This window comes from Streptomyces sp. NPDC002476, assembly GCF_042889785.1.
Lineage (GTDB): Bacteria > Actinomycetota > Actinomycetes > Streptomycetales > Streptomycetaceae > Streptomyces.
This window is the reverse complement of sequence record NZ_JBIARH010000030.1, coordinates 77,748-90,037: the sequence shown is the minus strand read 5'-3', so window position 1 is coordinate 90,037 and position 12,290 is coordinate 77,748. Positions and strand designations below refer to the sequence as shown.

Annotated in this window: 10 protein-coding genes; all 10 read right to left on the bottom strand. The window is 70.9% G+C overall.

The window, feature by feature from the left end; translation table 11 throughout:
- Positions 1-138 precede the first annotated feature (138 nt).
- The 10 genes from ACFYXM_RS27780 to ACFYXM_RS27735 all read right to left on the bottom strand — a co-directional run bounded on the left by ACFYXM_RS27780 (position 139) and on the right by ACFYXM_RS27735 (position 12,252).
- A complete protein-coding gene (locus ACFYXM_RS27780; RefSeq protein WP_389293344.1) occupies positions 139-936 on the bottom strand; it encodes an ABC transporter ATP-binding protein in 798 nt (265 codons plus the stop codon).
- Complete coding sequence (locus ACFYXM_RS27775) at positions 933-1,898, bottom strand: FecCD family ABC transporter permease (RefSeq protein ID WP_389293342.1); 966 nt, start codon at positions 1,896-1,898, stop codon at positions 933-935. Before ACFYXM_RS27775 ends, ACFYXM_RS27780 begins: the two co-directional genes overlap by 4 nt.
- Before the next feature lie 56 nt (positions 1,899-1,954).
- The gene (locus ACFYXM_RS27770; protein ID WP_389293340.1) at positions 1,955-2,992 is read right to left on the bottom strand and encodes an ABC transporter substrate-binding protein; all 1,038 of its coding nucleotides are present in this window, start codon (positions 2,990-2,992) and stop codon (positions 1,955-1,957) included.
- A gap of 173 nt (positions 2,993-3,165) precedes the next feature.
- Positions 3,166-7,563 carry an amino acid adenylation domain-containing protein gene (locus tag ACFYXM_RS27765; protein WP_389293338.1) on the bottom strand — a complete coding sequence of 1,466 codons (4,398 nt, stop codon included), beginning with the start codon at positions 7,561-7,563 and terminating at the stop codon, positions 3,166-3,168.
- Complete coding sequence (locus ACFYXM_RS27760) at positions 7,550-7,807, bottom strand: phosphopantetheine-binding protein (protein ID WP_389293337.1); 258 nt, start codon at positions 7,805-7,807, stop codon at positions 7,550-7,552. The genes ACFYXM_RS27765 and ACFYXM_RS27760 overlap by 14 nt, the downstream gene beginning before the upstream one ends.
- A gap of 36 nt (positions 7,808-7,843) precedes the next feature.
- Positions 7,844-9,436, bottom strand: coding sequence for a long-chain-fatty-acid--CoA ligase (locus tag ACFYXM_RS27755; RefSeq protein WP_389293335.1), 1,593 nt, complete (start codon positions 9,434-9,436; stop codon positions 7,844-7,846).
- A gap of 46 nt (positions 9,437-9,482) precedes the next feature.
- The gene (locus tag ACFYXM_RS27750; RefSeq protein WP_389293333.1) at positions 9,483-10,031 is read right to left on the bottom strand and encodes an FcoT family thioesterase; all 549 of its coding nucleotides are present in this window, start codon (positions 10,029-10,031) and stop codon (positions 9,483-9,485) included.
- On the bottom strand, positions 10,028-10,918 hold the full coding sequence (locus ACFYXM_RS27745) for a TauD/TfdA dioxygenase family protein (RefSeq protein ID WP_389293331.1): 891 nt from the start codon (positions 10,916-10,918) through the stop codon (positions 10,028-10,030). Before ACFYXM_RS27745 ends, ACFYXM_RS27750 begins: the two co-directional genes overlap by 4 nt.
- Positions 10,919-10,966: 48 nt before the next feature.
- Complete coding sequence (locus ACFYXM_RS27740) at positions 10,967-11,203, bottom strand: acyl carrier protein (protein WP_389293329.1); 237 nt, start codon at positions 11,201-11,203, stop codon at positions 10,967-10,969.
- On the bottom strand, positions 11,200-12,252 hold the full coding sequence (locus tag ACFYXM_RS27735) for a beta-ketoacyl-ACP synthase III (RefSeq protein WP_389293328.1): 1,053 nt from the start codon (positions 12,250-12,252) through the stop codon (positions 11,200-11,202). Before ACFYXM_RS27735 ends, ACFYXM_RS27740 begins: the two co-directional genes overlap by 4 nt.
- Positions 12,253-12,290 lie beyond the last annotated feature (38 nt).

The window sequence follows — 12,290 nt, the reverse complement described above, 5'->3', positions numbered from 1 at the left end:
CTGAGGCCAACAGTGCAGACCCGTGCACACAGCTGAGCTCAGAGCAGTTCTCAGATTCGCTTCACCACCGGGATGAAGCCCGGTGCACTGCGAATGAACCCGGTAGCGATCCCGGACGTTGACCCGGTGGCCGAAGCCTCAAGGCCCCGTGGGGCCTTGAGGCTCCGCGAGGGGACGGGCCGCGTAAGCGATCCGGACGACGCCGTCACCGTGCCGGGTCGTGGAGGCTTCGACGCCGAAGACCTCGCGCATCACGTCGGGGGTGAGGACGTCGAGTACGGAGCCGGCGGCCACCGCCCTGCCGCGGTCGAGGACGACGATCAGGTCGCAGAGCCGGGCGGCCAAGTCCAGGTCGTGCAGGACGGCCAGGGTACTCACTCCGGTCGAACGGATCAGGTCGAGCAGTTCGAACCGGGCGCGGATGTCGAGGTGGTTGGTCAGTTCGTCCAGGACCAGCAGGCGGGGCTCCTGCGCCAGGGCTCGGGCGAGCAGGACTCGTTGGCGTTCGCCCCCGGACAAGGACGCGTACTCCCTGTCGGCGAAGCGGCTGATCCCGCAACGGTCGATCGCCTCGGCGACGGAACGCCGGTCGTCCGGACCCTCGCGGCCGATCAGCCCGTGGTGAGGTGTGCGGCCCAGCGCCACGATCTCGGTCACCGACAGGCCCCCGGTGCCGCCCGCCGGGTCCTGGAGGACGGCGGCGGTCCGGCGGGCGGCGGTACGGGGCGCGAGGCGCCAGACGTCGTCCTCTCCGACCCTGACGACACCCTGGGTGGGGCGGAGCGACCGGTAGATCGCGCGGAGCAGGGTGGACTTGCCGCTGCCGTTGGGGCCGACGAGGCCGACGACCTCACCGGGGCCGACTTCCAGGTCGACCCCGTGCAGGACGGGCGTCCCCTCCAGTTCGACGTGTACCTGGTCGACGGTGAGCTTCATACGGTGTCCAAGCCCTTGTTACGGCGCAGCAGCCAGACGAAGAACGGGGCGCCGAGCAGGGCGGTGAGGATGCCGAGCGGCAGTTCGTTCGGTCGGATGAGGGTGCGGGAGAGGAGGTCGACGAGCACGAGGTAGGCGGCCCCGAGCAGCGCGGTGAGCGGGAGAAGCCGCCGGTGGTCCGCTCCGACGGTGAGGCGTACGAGGTGCGGGATCATCAGTCCGACGAAGCCGATGCCGCCGGCCACCGCGATGACCGAACCGGTGAGCAGCGCGGTGATGACCAGCAGGACGGCGCGCAGCCGGCTGACGTCCACGCCGAGTGCGGTGGCTGTTTCGTCGCCGGCCAGGACGGCGTTGAGCTGCCGTCCGAACAGGCCGAGCAGGGCGGTGCAGCTCAGGACGATCGTCGCGACCACGGGCAGCTGGTCCCACTGGGCTCCGGCGACGCTGCCCAGCATCCAGAACATCACCGTGCGCAGTTCGGTGGGTGTCGCCCAGAGCTGCACGAAGCTGGTCGCGGAGAGCAGGACGTAGCCGACCGCCACGCCCGCGAGGACGAGGCGGGTGGGGGCCAGGCGTCCGCGACGCCGTCCCAGGGCGAAGACCGCCGCTCCGGTGGCGAGCGCGCCGAGGAACGCGGCTCCCGCGACCCCCACTCCGCCGATGCCGATCCCGCCCAGGGTGATGACCAGGACCGCGCCGAAGGAGGCTCCGTGGGAGAAGCCGAGCACGGTGGAGTCGGCCAGGGGGTTGGCGACCAGGGTCTGGAGGACGGCGCCGGCCACCGCGAGGCCGGCGCCCGCGAGGGCCGCGAGGAGGACGCGGGGCGTGCGGAAGCTCCACACGATCTGGTCCAGCGCGGGGTCGGCGGCCGCATCGTGGCCCGTCAGGTGATGGGCCACGATGCTCCAGACGTCCGCCACCGGTACGGTGACCGCGCCGACGCTGATCGCCGTGATCATGGCGGCGATCAGTGCGGCGAGCAGGACGAGGACACCGAGGGAGAGGCGCAGTCCGGTCAGAGCGCGTCGGGGTGGAGCGTCTTGGCGATCTTCTCCACGGCCACGTCGTTGCTGGGGCCGAGGTAGATCGAGTCGGACAGCACCACGTACGCGTCGTTCTTCGCCGCCGACCACTGGGGGAACTCCTTGAGCAGCTTCTTGGCGTAGGCCGTCGGGTCGGGGTCGTTGTAGCCGATGACGACGAGGGCGTCCACGTCGGCGGCGGCCACCTTCTCCTTGCTCAGGTCCGCGAAGGAGGTCTTGGAGGCCGACTCGAAGGCGTTGGTGCCCCCGGCCTTGGCGAGGATGTCGTTGTAGATGCCCTTGGCGACGACGGAGCTGAAGTCGTTGCCGCCCATCGCCATGTTGGAGAAGAGGACCATGACGTTGGGCTTCTTCTCGTCCTTGACCTTCTCCGCGACCTCCGCGATGCGCTTGTCGGACTCGGCGATCAGCCTCTCGGCGCGGTCGCCGACGCCGAAGACCTTGCCCATGTCGCGGAGCAGGGTCCGGCTGTCCTCGATCGTCATCCTGGACGTGTCCTGGTCGCAGCCCTGCGGTGAGATGTAGGTGTTGGCGCCCACGTCCTTGAGCTGGTCGCGGGTGGCGAAGCCGTTCTTGGCGTCGAAGCCGTACGCGGTGGTGGACAGGACCAGGTCGGGACGTTGGCCGAGCATCGCCTCGCGGGGGATGTCGTAGGCGTCGTTGAGCTTGATGTCGCCCTTGGGCAGGGCCTTGATCGCGTCGGCGCGGCCGGGCACTTCGGACATGCCGTAGCTCTGCTGGTTGACGACGATGCGGTCCTCGAGCCCCAGGGCCAGGAGCGTGGAGACCTCGGCGACGGAGGCGCCGTTCATGACGACCACTCTGCTGGGTGCCTTGGTGAAGGTCTGCTTCACTCCGCAGTTCTCCAGCGTGACCGGGTAGCCGGCGGCCGAGGACGCGGCGGGCTGCTTGGTCTTCGCCGCCGTCCCGTCCGTCGGGCCCCCGCATCCGGCGGTCGCGGCTCCGACGACGGCTATCACTCCGAGGGCGGCGAACCGCTTGGTGGACATGTGTGCTCCTAGGTGCTGTGACCGGGAAGGTTTGCCGGGTGGCTCGCGGCGTCCGGTGCGGTGCATCGCAAGGCGGAGCATCACCCGCGTACTGGACGTACGCGGGTGATGCGACAACGCCGCGAGGTGCCGTGCCGGGCGTCGCGAGCCGGTGAACCCTCCCGGTCACAGCACTAGCGTGAGGCCGGCTGTCGGCCAGGGTTCGTATCAAGAGTCGGGCGGCGCCCGGAGCGAGTTCCCGGAGGCCGTGGCGAATCCGGAGCCGACGGTGCGGGCAGTGCTCCGGTAGCCACGCAGTGATCCAGCTGGCGGAAGAAGGCGGCCCGGTCGATGGCCGGATGGACGGACGGCAGCGGGCCGTCGGCCGACGCCAGGCTCTCCCGTACGTTGTCGGCCCGTACGGTCGCGAGCCCGAGGTCCCCGTCCGGCCCGTCCGGACCCTGCGGCAGGGAGTCGAAGAAGGCGAGGACCGCTGCGGCGTCCCCCGTGTTCGGGGGGATCCGCTCTCGCCAGGTCTCCAGTGGAAGGGTGTCGACCTCGTAGCCGTACTCGCGCAGCCAGCGGTGCAGGTCCTTCTGGCGCACCGGGGTTCCGGCGTGGTGGTGGACCACGGCGTGGGAGCGGCGTCGGCCGGGTCCGGTCGCCACGATCTCGGCCGCGACCCGGTCGGCGGGGGTCCAGGACTCCTCCGGAAAGAGGTCGGGCACGATGCCCGCGGGCACTCCGGCGCGCAGGACGGTCCACAGGAAGTCCTGGCGGTTCACCGTGCCCGCCGTGATCGGGCCGACGACGCGGCCGAGCCGGTGGACCGTGACGGGCAGGCCGCGCTCGGCGGCCTGTTCGAGGAGGCGTTCGGACGCCCACTTCGTCTGCTGGTAGCCGTAGCGCAGTCCTTCGTGCGCGGGGAGGAACGTCTCCTCGAACTCCTCGCTCAGAGCGCGCGGTGGGCCGACCGAGAGCGTGGAGACGTAGTGCACCGGGATGCCGCGCGGGGCCGCCAGACGCAGCAGGCAGCGGGTGGATTCGGTGTTGGCCGGGCGCAGGGCGGTGTAGTCGCGGACGACACTGACCGCCGCGCCGTTGTGGACGATGGCGTCGACGGTGGCCCCGAGTTCACTCAACTGGTCCTCCGTCATGCCCAGTTGCGGCAGGGACAGGTCTGCCGGGAGAGCGGTGACGCGATGGTGCTCCTCCGGTGGCAGCGCCAGGCCGGCCGCTTCCAGAGCGGCGTGGACGCGCGCCAGAGCCTCCTCGGGGCTCTGGCCCCGGACGGCGCACACCACCTCCGCCTCCGTCGACCGCAGAAGCCGTGCGAGGAGGTGGGTGCCCACGAATCCTGTGGCTCCGGTGAGCAGGATCCGCCGGGGTGGCCAGGAGGCCGTCCCTGCTCCGGGGCGGATCTCCGGGGCGAGCTCGGTGTCGGCCGCCAGGGAGGACGGCAGCACGGAGCCGGCCGGGCTGTCGGACACGGGTGTTCCGGCTCCGAGGAAGGCGGCGAGGGCGGCGGGAGTGGCGTACTGGAAGAGCGACGCGACCTTCACCTCCCTGCCCAGCTCCGTGGCCAGGCGGTTGGCGGCCTGGATGGCCTGGAGGGACTGGGCTCCGCGTTCGAAGACGTCGTCGTGCGGGGTGAGGTCGTCGGCCGCGAGTACCTGGCGCCACACGCCGGTGACGGTGGCCTCCAGCGTGAGATCTCGCCCGGTGTCCTCGGCACCGTCGGGGAGTGCGGGGAGTCGGGCGAGCAGTGCGGCGCGGTCCGTCTTGCCCGACGCGGTGCGGGGCAGGCGGGTCAGGAACGTGAGCGAGGCGGGGATCATCGGTCCGGGCAGCCGGGCGCGGAGGTGGTCGCGGACCGCTGACGCCGGTGGTCTCGGTCCGGCGGGGACGAGGTGGGCGGTGACCCTGCGGGTGCCGTCGGGCAGCACCTGACCGACCACGGCCGCGTCGCTGATTCCGGGGTGGGAGAGCAGGGCGCTCTCCACTTCGGCCGGCTGGACGCGGTGACCGCTGATCTTGAACTCGTCGTCCGCGCGGCCGAGATGACGCAGGAGTCCGTCCTCGCCCAGCTCCACCAGGTCGCCGGTCCGGTACGCGCGTGGAGAGCCGGGCAGCCGCTTCAGCGGGACGAAGCGCTCCGCGGTCTCCTGCGGCCGGTCGCGGTAGCCGTTGGCGAGGGCGGGGCCCAGCAGACAGAGTTCCCCGTCGACAACGGCCGCCCGGCTGCCGGGCAGGGGGCGGCCCACCGGGGTGTCACCGGCTGCGAGAGCCGTGTCGTGCAGATCGGCCACCGTGGCGACGACCGTCCCCTCGGTCGGCCCGTAGGTGTTGAGGAGCCGGACGTCCGTGCCGACCGCCTTGCGCCAGCGGGCGGCCCTCTCGCGCAGTGCGGCCTCGCCGCCGATGACGACGGTGTGCACCGTGCCCGGCAGTGCACCGGCCCCGGTGGACAGGGCATAGGCCAGCTCGTGCCAGTACGCGGTCGGCAGGTCGAGCACGCTGATGCCCAGGCGATCGCACTCGGCCAGGAAGTGCGGGATCGAGTCCGTCATGTCCTGCGGCCTGATGACCAGCGTGGCGCCGGTGCACAGGGTCAGGAAGATCTCCTCGATGCTGGTGTCGAAGTGCAGGGGGGCGAACTGCAGGACGCGGTCGGTGCGGCCCAGGCCGTAGCGGAGTCCGGCCCCTGCGACGAAGTGGGCCAGTGCGCCGTGTCCGACCTCGACGCCCTTGGGCTCTCCTGTGGTGCCGGAGGTGTGGATGACGTAGGCGAGGTCCCCGAACTCCGGTGCGGACATGGGAGGTTGCGTCGACGTGGTGTGCATCTCGCCATCGAGCAGCAGCACGGTGTGGTCCGGGAAGAGAGGCGCGTACGGCGCTGTGGTGAGGACCAGGTCGGGTGCGGCGGAAGTGAGCAGCGCGGTGGTGCGGTCTGCCGGGGCGTTCGGGTCGAGGGGGCAGTAGACGGCACCCGCGGCCATGATGCCGAGCAGGGCGGTGACGGCCGCGATGCCGCGGGGCAGTACGACGGCCACCAGGTCGCCGCGGCGCACTCCATGGCCGGCGAGCAGGTGAGCGGTCCGGCGTGCCTCGCCGAAGAGTTCGGCGTAGCCGATGCTTCGGTCGCTCTCCTCCACGGCCACCGCGCTGCCGCGTCGCGCCGCGTGGTCGGCGATGAGGGCGAGCACCGGGCGGGGCGGCGCGGGGAGCGGGTCTCCCTCCAGTACGTGGACCGGCGTGGAGTGTGCCGCGAGCGAGGCGGAGGGCAGGGCGTCGAACGGGCGGTCCGGTTCCGCGACGGCTGCCGTCAGCAGGTCGAACAGGGCGCGCCGGTGACCGGCGACCTCGGCGGCGGTGTACAGGTCGGGGTTCGCGTCCACGGCGAAGCGCAGGGATGTGCCTTCGGAGCGGTCGTACACGTTGAACGCCAGGTCGTCGACGGGTCCGGCCGAGACGTTGTGCACCGTGCTGCGATGTCCGGCGAACCGCAGGTCATAGGCGAACGGCATGATGTTGACGCCCGGGCCGGAGAGCCGCCTCCCCGCGCCCACCAGCCGCAGGTCGCGCCGGATCTGCTCGTAGCGGTAGCGCTGGTGGGGCAGGGCCGAGCGCACCTCGCGGGAGACCGCGGCGACCAGCGTCCGCAGACTGTCGTCCGCGCCGACGGTCAGTCGCAGCGGCAGGACGTTGCGGACCATGGCGGGCACGCGCAGGGACACGGAGCCGAAGCGGCCCATCGCGGGGACGCTCAGCACGATCTCCGGTGCTCCGGTGGCGCGGTGGAGGTGGGCGGCGGTGACGGCGAGGAGGACCTCCGACCAGGACACCGACAGGGCACGGGCCGTGGCCCGCAGCGCCGCTGTGGTCCCGGCGTCGAGATCTCCCTCGTCCCGGAGAAAGGAGGCCGTCGGCAGAGCGGACCTCGCCGCCGGTGTGGCGATCTCGGGCCGGTCGGCGTACCGCTGCGTCCAGTGGTCCCGGTCGCGGGCGAACTGCTCGGACCCGCGGTAGGCGGCCTCCTCCTCGCGTACCGAGGCGAGGGTGCCGAATCCGCTCGGGCCGACCGCCGTGTTCGCGGCGAGCGCGGTGTAGACGTCGGCGACGCGCCGTGCGACCAGGGAGAGGCCGAAGCCGTCCAGCGCGATGTGGTGGACGCGGTGGTACCAGAGGTGGCGGTCGGCGGCGAGGCGGAACAGGGCGTGCCCGAAGAGTGGTCCGCGGGTGAGATCGACGGGGCGCGCGATGTCGGCGTCGATCCAGCGCAGTGCCTCGGCTCGCGGATCGGGCGCCGAGGAGATGTCGGCGGTGTGGAGGTGCCACTCGGGTGCCGGGATGTCGACCTGCTGAGGGCGGCCCTCGTCGTCGGCGGCGAACACGCAATGCAGCGCCTCGGTCTCCTCGACCGCCCGGCGCAGCGCCGCCTCGAAGACGTCCATGTCGACCGGGCCCTCGATCACCACGTACTCGGCGGTGTTGTAGGCGGGGCTGGAGGTGTCGAGCTGGTGGCCGGTCCAGATGCCCTCCTGTGCCCCGAGCAGCCGGTGGCGGGGGCGGTCGCTGTCAGGCGTCGTCATGACGTCCTTCTTCCTGTCGTTCGTCCAGAAGCCGCCACCAGTGGTGGAAGGAGGGCAGTTCGGCCAGATCGATGAAGGAGACGTCGATGCCGTACGCCTGCCAGCGCTCGACCAGTGTGATGAGGCGGAGGGAGTCGAGTCCGGCGCCGGCGGGGTTGTCGTCGAGGTCGACTTCCTCGGGCTCCTGGTAGAGGAGTTCGGCGAGATCGGCGCGGAACTGCTGGGTGGTGAGGGCAGCGGGCATGGTGGTCCTCTCTCTTCGCGCTGCGGGCGGCGGAGGTCAGTTGACCTTGCGGCCCGGACCGTTCCAGAACCGGTCGCGCAGTTCGCGGCGCAGGATCTTCCCGCTGGGGTTGCGGGGGACGTGGTCGATGAACTCGTACTTCGCGGGCAGTTTGAACGCGGCCAGCCGCGGTGTGAGGAAGGTGTGCAGGTCGCGGGCGCGCAGGGCCGGGCCGCCCGGGTCGGCCGGGACGACGAAGGCGTGGACGTACTCGCCCCAGCGGTCGTCCGGCGCGCCGACGACCACGGCTTCGGCGACGCCGGGGTGGTGTTCCAGTACGTTCTCGATCTCCGCCGGGTAGACGTTCTCGCCTGCCACGAGAATCGCGTCCTTGATGCGGTCGCGGATGAAGACGTAGCCGTCCTCGTCGACGAAACCGGCGTCCCCGGTGCGGATCCAGCCGTCGACGAGGGTCTCGGCGGTCTTGTCGGGGAGGTTCCAGTACTCCACCATGTGCGCCGGTGTGGCCAGGCGGACCTCGCCGACCGCGCCGGGCGGCAGCGGGACGCCCTGATCGTCGGTCACCTGGACCCGTACGCCGGGGTAGGGGCGGCCCGCCGCCTGCATGGGGGGCGATCCCGGCTCGTGGACGGCAGGCGGCAGGCAGACCGCCGTGTTGCCGGTCTCCGTGAGCCCGTAGATCTGGGCGAACTCGCAGCGGAACACTGCCAGGCTCTGCTCCAGCAGGGTCTCGGAGATCGGCGATCCGCCGTAGACGATCTTGCGCAGGGTCGCGAAGTCGGCCGGTGTGACGCCCGGCCGCGTCAGCATCATCCGCAGCATGGCGGGAACCACGCAGGCGGTGGTGATGCCGAGCCGCCGGATCAGCTCGACGGCCCCGGCGGCGTCGAAGGCGCGCATCGCCACGACCGTGGTCCCGGCGTTGAAGTTCTGCGTGGCCCACCACAGTCCGCCGATGTGAAAGCCGGGGATGCCGATCAGCGCGATGTCACCGCAACGCCAGTCGATCCAGTCGACCTCCGCCTCGGCCATGGCGTCCGCGATGGCGAAGAAGCTGCGGTGGGCCAGCACGACGCCCTTCGGCAGCCCGGTGGTCCCGCTGGTGTAGAGCTGCGCCACCGGGGTGTCGCGCGTCGCCGCGTACGCCTCGTCGGCTCCGGGGTGCGCGGCCTTCCAGACGGTGTAGCCCTCGGCCGCGTCGAGCGCGACGACGTGTTCGGGCGGCGCGATCGGCATGTTGTCGACGATGTGCCGGAACTCTTCCTCGACGAAGAGCAGTCGGGTGCCCGAGTCCTGGAGTATGTGGCTGACCTCCGGTGACGTCAGCCGCCAGTTGACCGGGACGAGGACGGTGCCGGTCTTGGCGCAGGCGAAGAGGATCTCGTAGTACCGCTCCGACTCCTTGCCCAGGTAGGCGACCCGGTCGCCGGCCGTGAGACCGGCGGCGCGCAGGGCCTGTGCGGCGCGGCTGCTCTCCCGGTGCAGGTCCGCGTAGGTGAGTGTGGTGTCGCCGCAGATGACGGCCGGGGTGTCCGGCTGCCCTTCGGCGTGGAAGCGGGCGGTGTCGGCGAGGGTGGTGAGCCGGTGGTGCAGCCGGGTGCCCGGCTGCGGGGCGTCAAGGGTGCCCATGTGAGGTGTCCGTCCTGTCTGTGCCTGCCGCTGAGCGGGCTTCGGGTCAGGTGATGTCGACGAAGGCGAGGGTGACGTCGCCGTCGCACCGGCCTCCCTCGGTGTCCCAGTAGCGGTAGGCGGTGGTGGCCATGAGGAGGGGGCCGCGCCCGGATGACCGGAGGTCGACGGAGCGGAACGCCATCTCACCGGAGAAGTCCCGTGGATCGACCGGCCGTCGGAAGCGGGAGGCGAACCGGGCGATGAGGATGTCCGGCAGCTGGTGGCGCCAGAAGTCCTCCAGCGTCCAGCTTTCGAAGCCGGTCAGCAGCTGTTCCTTCACCGACTTGGCGACGAGGTAATACATCATCTGGTTGTAGGCGATGTTCACCTCCACCGAGTTCAGGTGGCCGGTGTCGTCGATGTAGCAGGACTCCGGGATCGCGAACGTCGCCCGAACCCGGGACAGCCCGTCGGACAGCCCGGAGACCTCCGCGGTGAGCAGGTATCGGCAGTGCTCCTTGTACGGCGCGAGCACCCGGGGCAGCAGGTCCTCGTCCGTGGCGAAGGTCTGCACGGGGCGCGCTTCCACGGTGCGAGCGGTGGTCCCGGTCATGCCGCTTCCAGACCTGCGTGCAGCTTGCGCTCGTCGTGGACGGTGACACGGTAGGAGACCGTGGGTTCGGGTGTGGTGGTGTGCCGGGCGCAGTGGATGAGACTGCGGTTGTCCCAGACGAGCAGGTCGCCCTTCTCGAAGCTCTGGAGATGAATGTTCTCGTGCTCGAAGGTCCGGTCGAGCTGACCGGTCGCCGCGAAGAGCCGCTGGAGCAGTTCTTCGTCGAGCGGCTTGCCCTGGGCGTCCTCGATGCCGACGGTGAAGCCCTCGCTGAGGTAGAGCACCTGCTCACCGGTCATCGGGTGGGTGAAGACGGTCGGCTGGAGGACGGCGGGCGTCTTCTGCTCCACCTCGTCGATGATCTCCGACAGCGGGCGGTAGACGTCGTGCGGGCGCACCTTGAAGTACTTGCGGACCGAGTGCCGGCAGCGGGTCTCCGTGATCTCCCGCTTCAGGTCGTCGGGCAGCTTCGCGTACGCCGCTCCCATGTCGATGAAGTACGTGCCGCGGTTCTTCGCGGGTATGACCTGCGGGTAGATCAGGGTGATCCCGAACGGGTCCGGCATGAACTGGTAGTCGGCGTGCCAGAACTTGCCCGTCTTGGGCACACCGATCTGCTTGCCGTTCTCCGGCACGTTCGAGGAGACGAACACCTCGGACACCTCGGGGTGCTGGTACATCGGCTCGTAGTACGTCTCCGGGCGGCCCAGTCGGCGGCCCAGCTCCAGGAACGCCCGCGGGGAGAGGTCCTGGCCCTTCAGAACGGCGATCTTGCGCCGGTAGACGGTCTCCTTGAGGGCCGTGATGTCGCCTTCCGAAGCCGACGTGTGGTCGAAGTCCTCGACGGAGGCGCCGATGGAGGTCCCGGCGTGGTCCGTGATGCGCATGGTGGTGCTCCTTGTGTCGTGGCGGAAAGATGTGTGGCTGCCGCCGTGTCAGGCGGCCAGGCGGGTGTCGATCAGCGAGGCGGTCGCACCGAGCGTGAGGTCGGGGACCAGTTCGCTGTCCTCGACGGTGACGCCGAGGTGGCGTTCGATGTGGATGCTGATCTCGACCATGGTCAGTGAGTCGACGTCGAGGTCGGCGTAGGTCGCCTCGGGCCTGAAGTCGTCGGCGGGCGCGTCGTGCAGGGTGCTGAGGATCGACACCAACTGCTGGTAGGTGGCGGTCATGAGGCGGATTCCTCTCCGTGGTGGGGCGGTTCGGCGGTCGGTGGCAGCGCGGGCCAGGTGAGAAGGCAGGAGCCCCAGGTGAGACCGCCTCCGAAGGCGGTGAGCAGGACCCGGTCGCCCGGCCGCAGGGCCCGGTCGGCGTGGCCGGCGGCCAGGGCGAGGGGGATGGAGGCCGCTCCGGTGTTGCCGGCCGTCTCCACGTGGGTGGCACATCGGTCGATGTGGAGGCCCAGGTCGGCGGCGACTGTGCGCAGGATGCGCAGGTTGGCCTGGTGGGGAACGAAGCGGTCGACGTCCTGGACGTCCAGGCCGGCCCGGTTCAGTACGGTGCGGGCCGAGTCCGTCATCCGGGCGACCGCATGGCGGTACACCTCTTTGCCGCGCATGGCGAAATGCCGCTCGGCATGCGAGGTGCGACCGGGGTCGGCCGGGAGGCGGGAGCCGCCGGCCGCGACCGTGATCATGTCCTCGTGCGCGCCGTCACTGCCGAGGTCGAACGGCCCGATGGCACCGGTCTCAGAAGCATGCCCGGCCCGCAGGACAACGGCTCCCGCGCCGTCGCCGAAGACGACGGCGTTCTGCCGGTCCTCGGGGTCGACGATGCGGGAGTACACGTCCGCGCCGATCACCAGGACACGGCTCGCGACTCCCGAGATGATCAGTCCCGCCCCCGCTGCCAGGGCGTAGACGAACCCGGTGCACACGGCGCCGACGTCGAAGGCCGCCGCACCGGTCAGGCCGAGCCGTGCGGCCACCAGCGGCGCGGTGGCGGGGCAGGTGCGGTCGGGTGTGGTGGTGGCCACGACGACCGCATCGGCCGTGTCGGCACCGGAGTTGGCGAGCGCCCTGCGGCCCGCCTCGACGGCGAGGTCGGAGGTGGCTTCCTCCAGGGCAGCGAGATGCCTGCTGCGGATACCGGTGCGGGAGCGTATCCAGGCGTCGTCGGTGTCGAGCCGGTCCGCCAGCTCGTCGTTGCCGACCTTGCGCCGGGGCAGCCAACCGCCGACGCCGCTCAGCACGGCGGACCGGTCGGTAGGTGTCGCGGACATGGTTCTCCTGGGAATTGGTGTCGATGGGGGTTTCTTGC

Coding starts and splice junctions, on each gene's coding strand:
- ACFYXM_RS27735 (WP_389293328.1), bottom strand. CDS start 12,252: ATGTCCGCGACACCTACCGACCGGTCCGCCGTGCTGAGCGGCGTCGGC.
- ACFYXM_RS27760 (WP_389293337.1), bottom strand. CDS start 7,807: ATGCCCGCTGCCCTCACCACCCAGCAGTTCCGCGCCGATCTCGCCGAA.
- ACFYXM_RS27765 (WP_389293338.1), bottom strand. CDS start 7,563: ATGACGACGCCTGACAGCGACCGCCCCCGCCACCGGCTGCTCGGGGCA.
- ACFYXM_RS27775 (WP_389293342.1), bottom strand. CDS start 1,898: ATGATCACGGCGATCAGCGTCGGCGCGGTCACCGTACCGGTGGCGGAC.
- ACFYXM_RS27770 (WP_389293340.1), bottom strand. CDS start 2,992: ATGTCCACCAAGCGGTTCGCCGCCCTCGGAGTGATAGCCGTCGTCGGA.
- ACFYXM_RS27755 (WP_389293335.1), bottom strand. CDS start 9,436: ATGGGCACCCTTGACGCCCCGCAGCCGGGCACCCGGCTGCACCACCGG.
- ACFYXM_RS27740 (WP_389293329.1), bottom strand. CDS start 11,203: ATGACCGCCACCTACCAGCAGTTGGTGTCGATCCTCAGCACCCTGCAC.
- ACFYXM_RS27745 (WP_389293331.1), bottom strand. CDS start 10,918: ATGCGCATCACGGACCACGCCGGGACCTCCATCGGCGCCTCCGTCGAG.
- ACFYXM_RS27780 (WP_389293344.1), bottom strand. CDS start 936: ATGAAGCTCACCGTCGACCAGGTACACGTCGAACTGGAGGGGACGCCC.
- ACFYXM_RS27750 (WP_389293333.1), bottom strand. CDS start 10,031: ATGACCGGGACCACCGCTCGCACCGTGGAAGCGCGCCCCGTGCAGACC.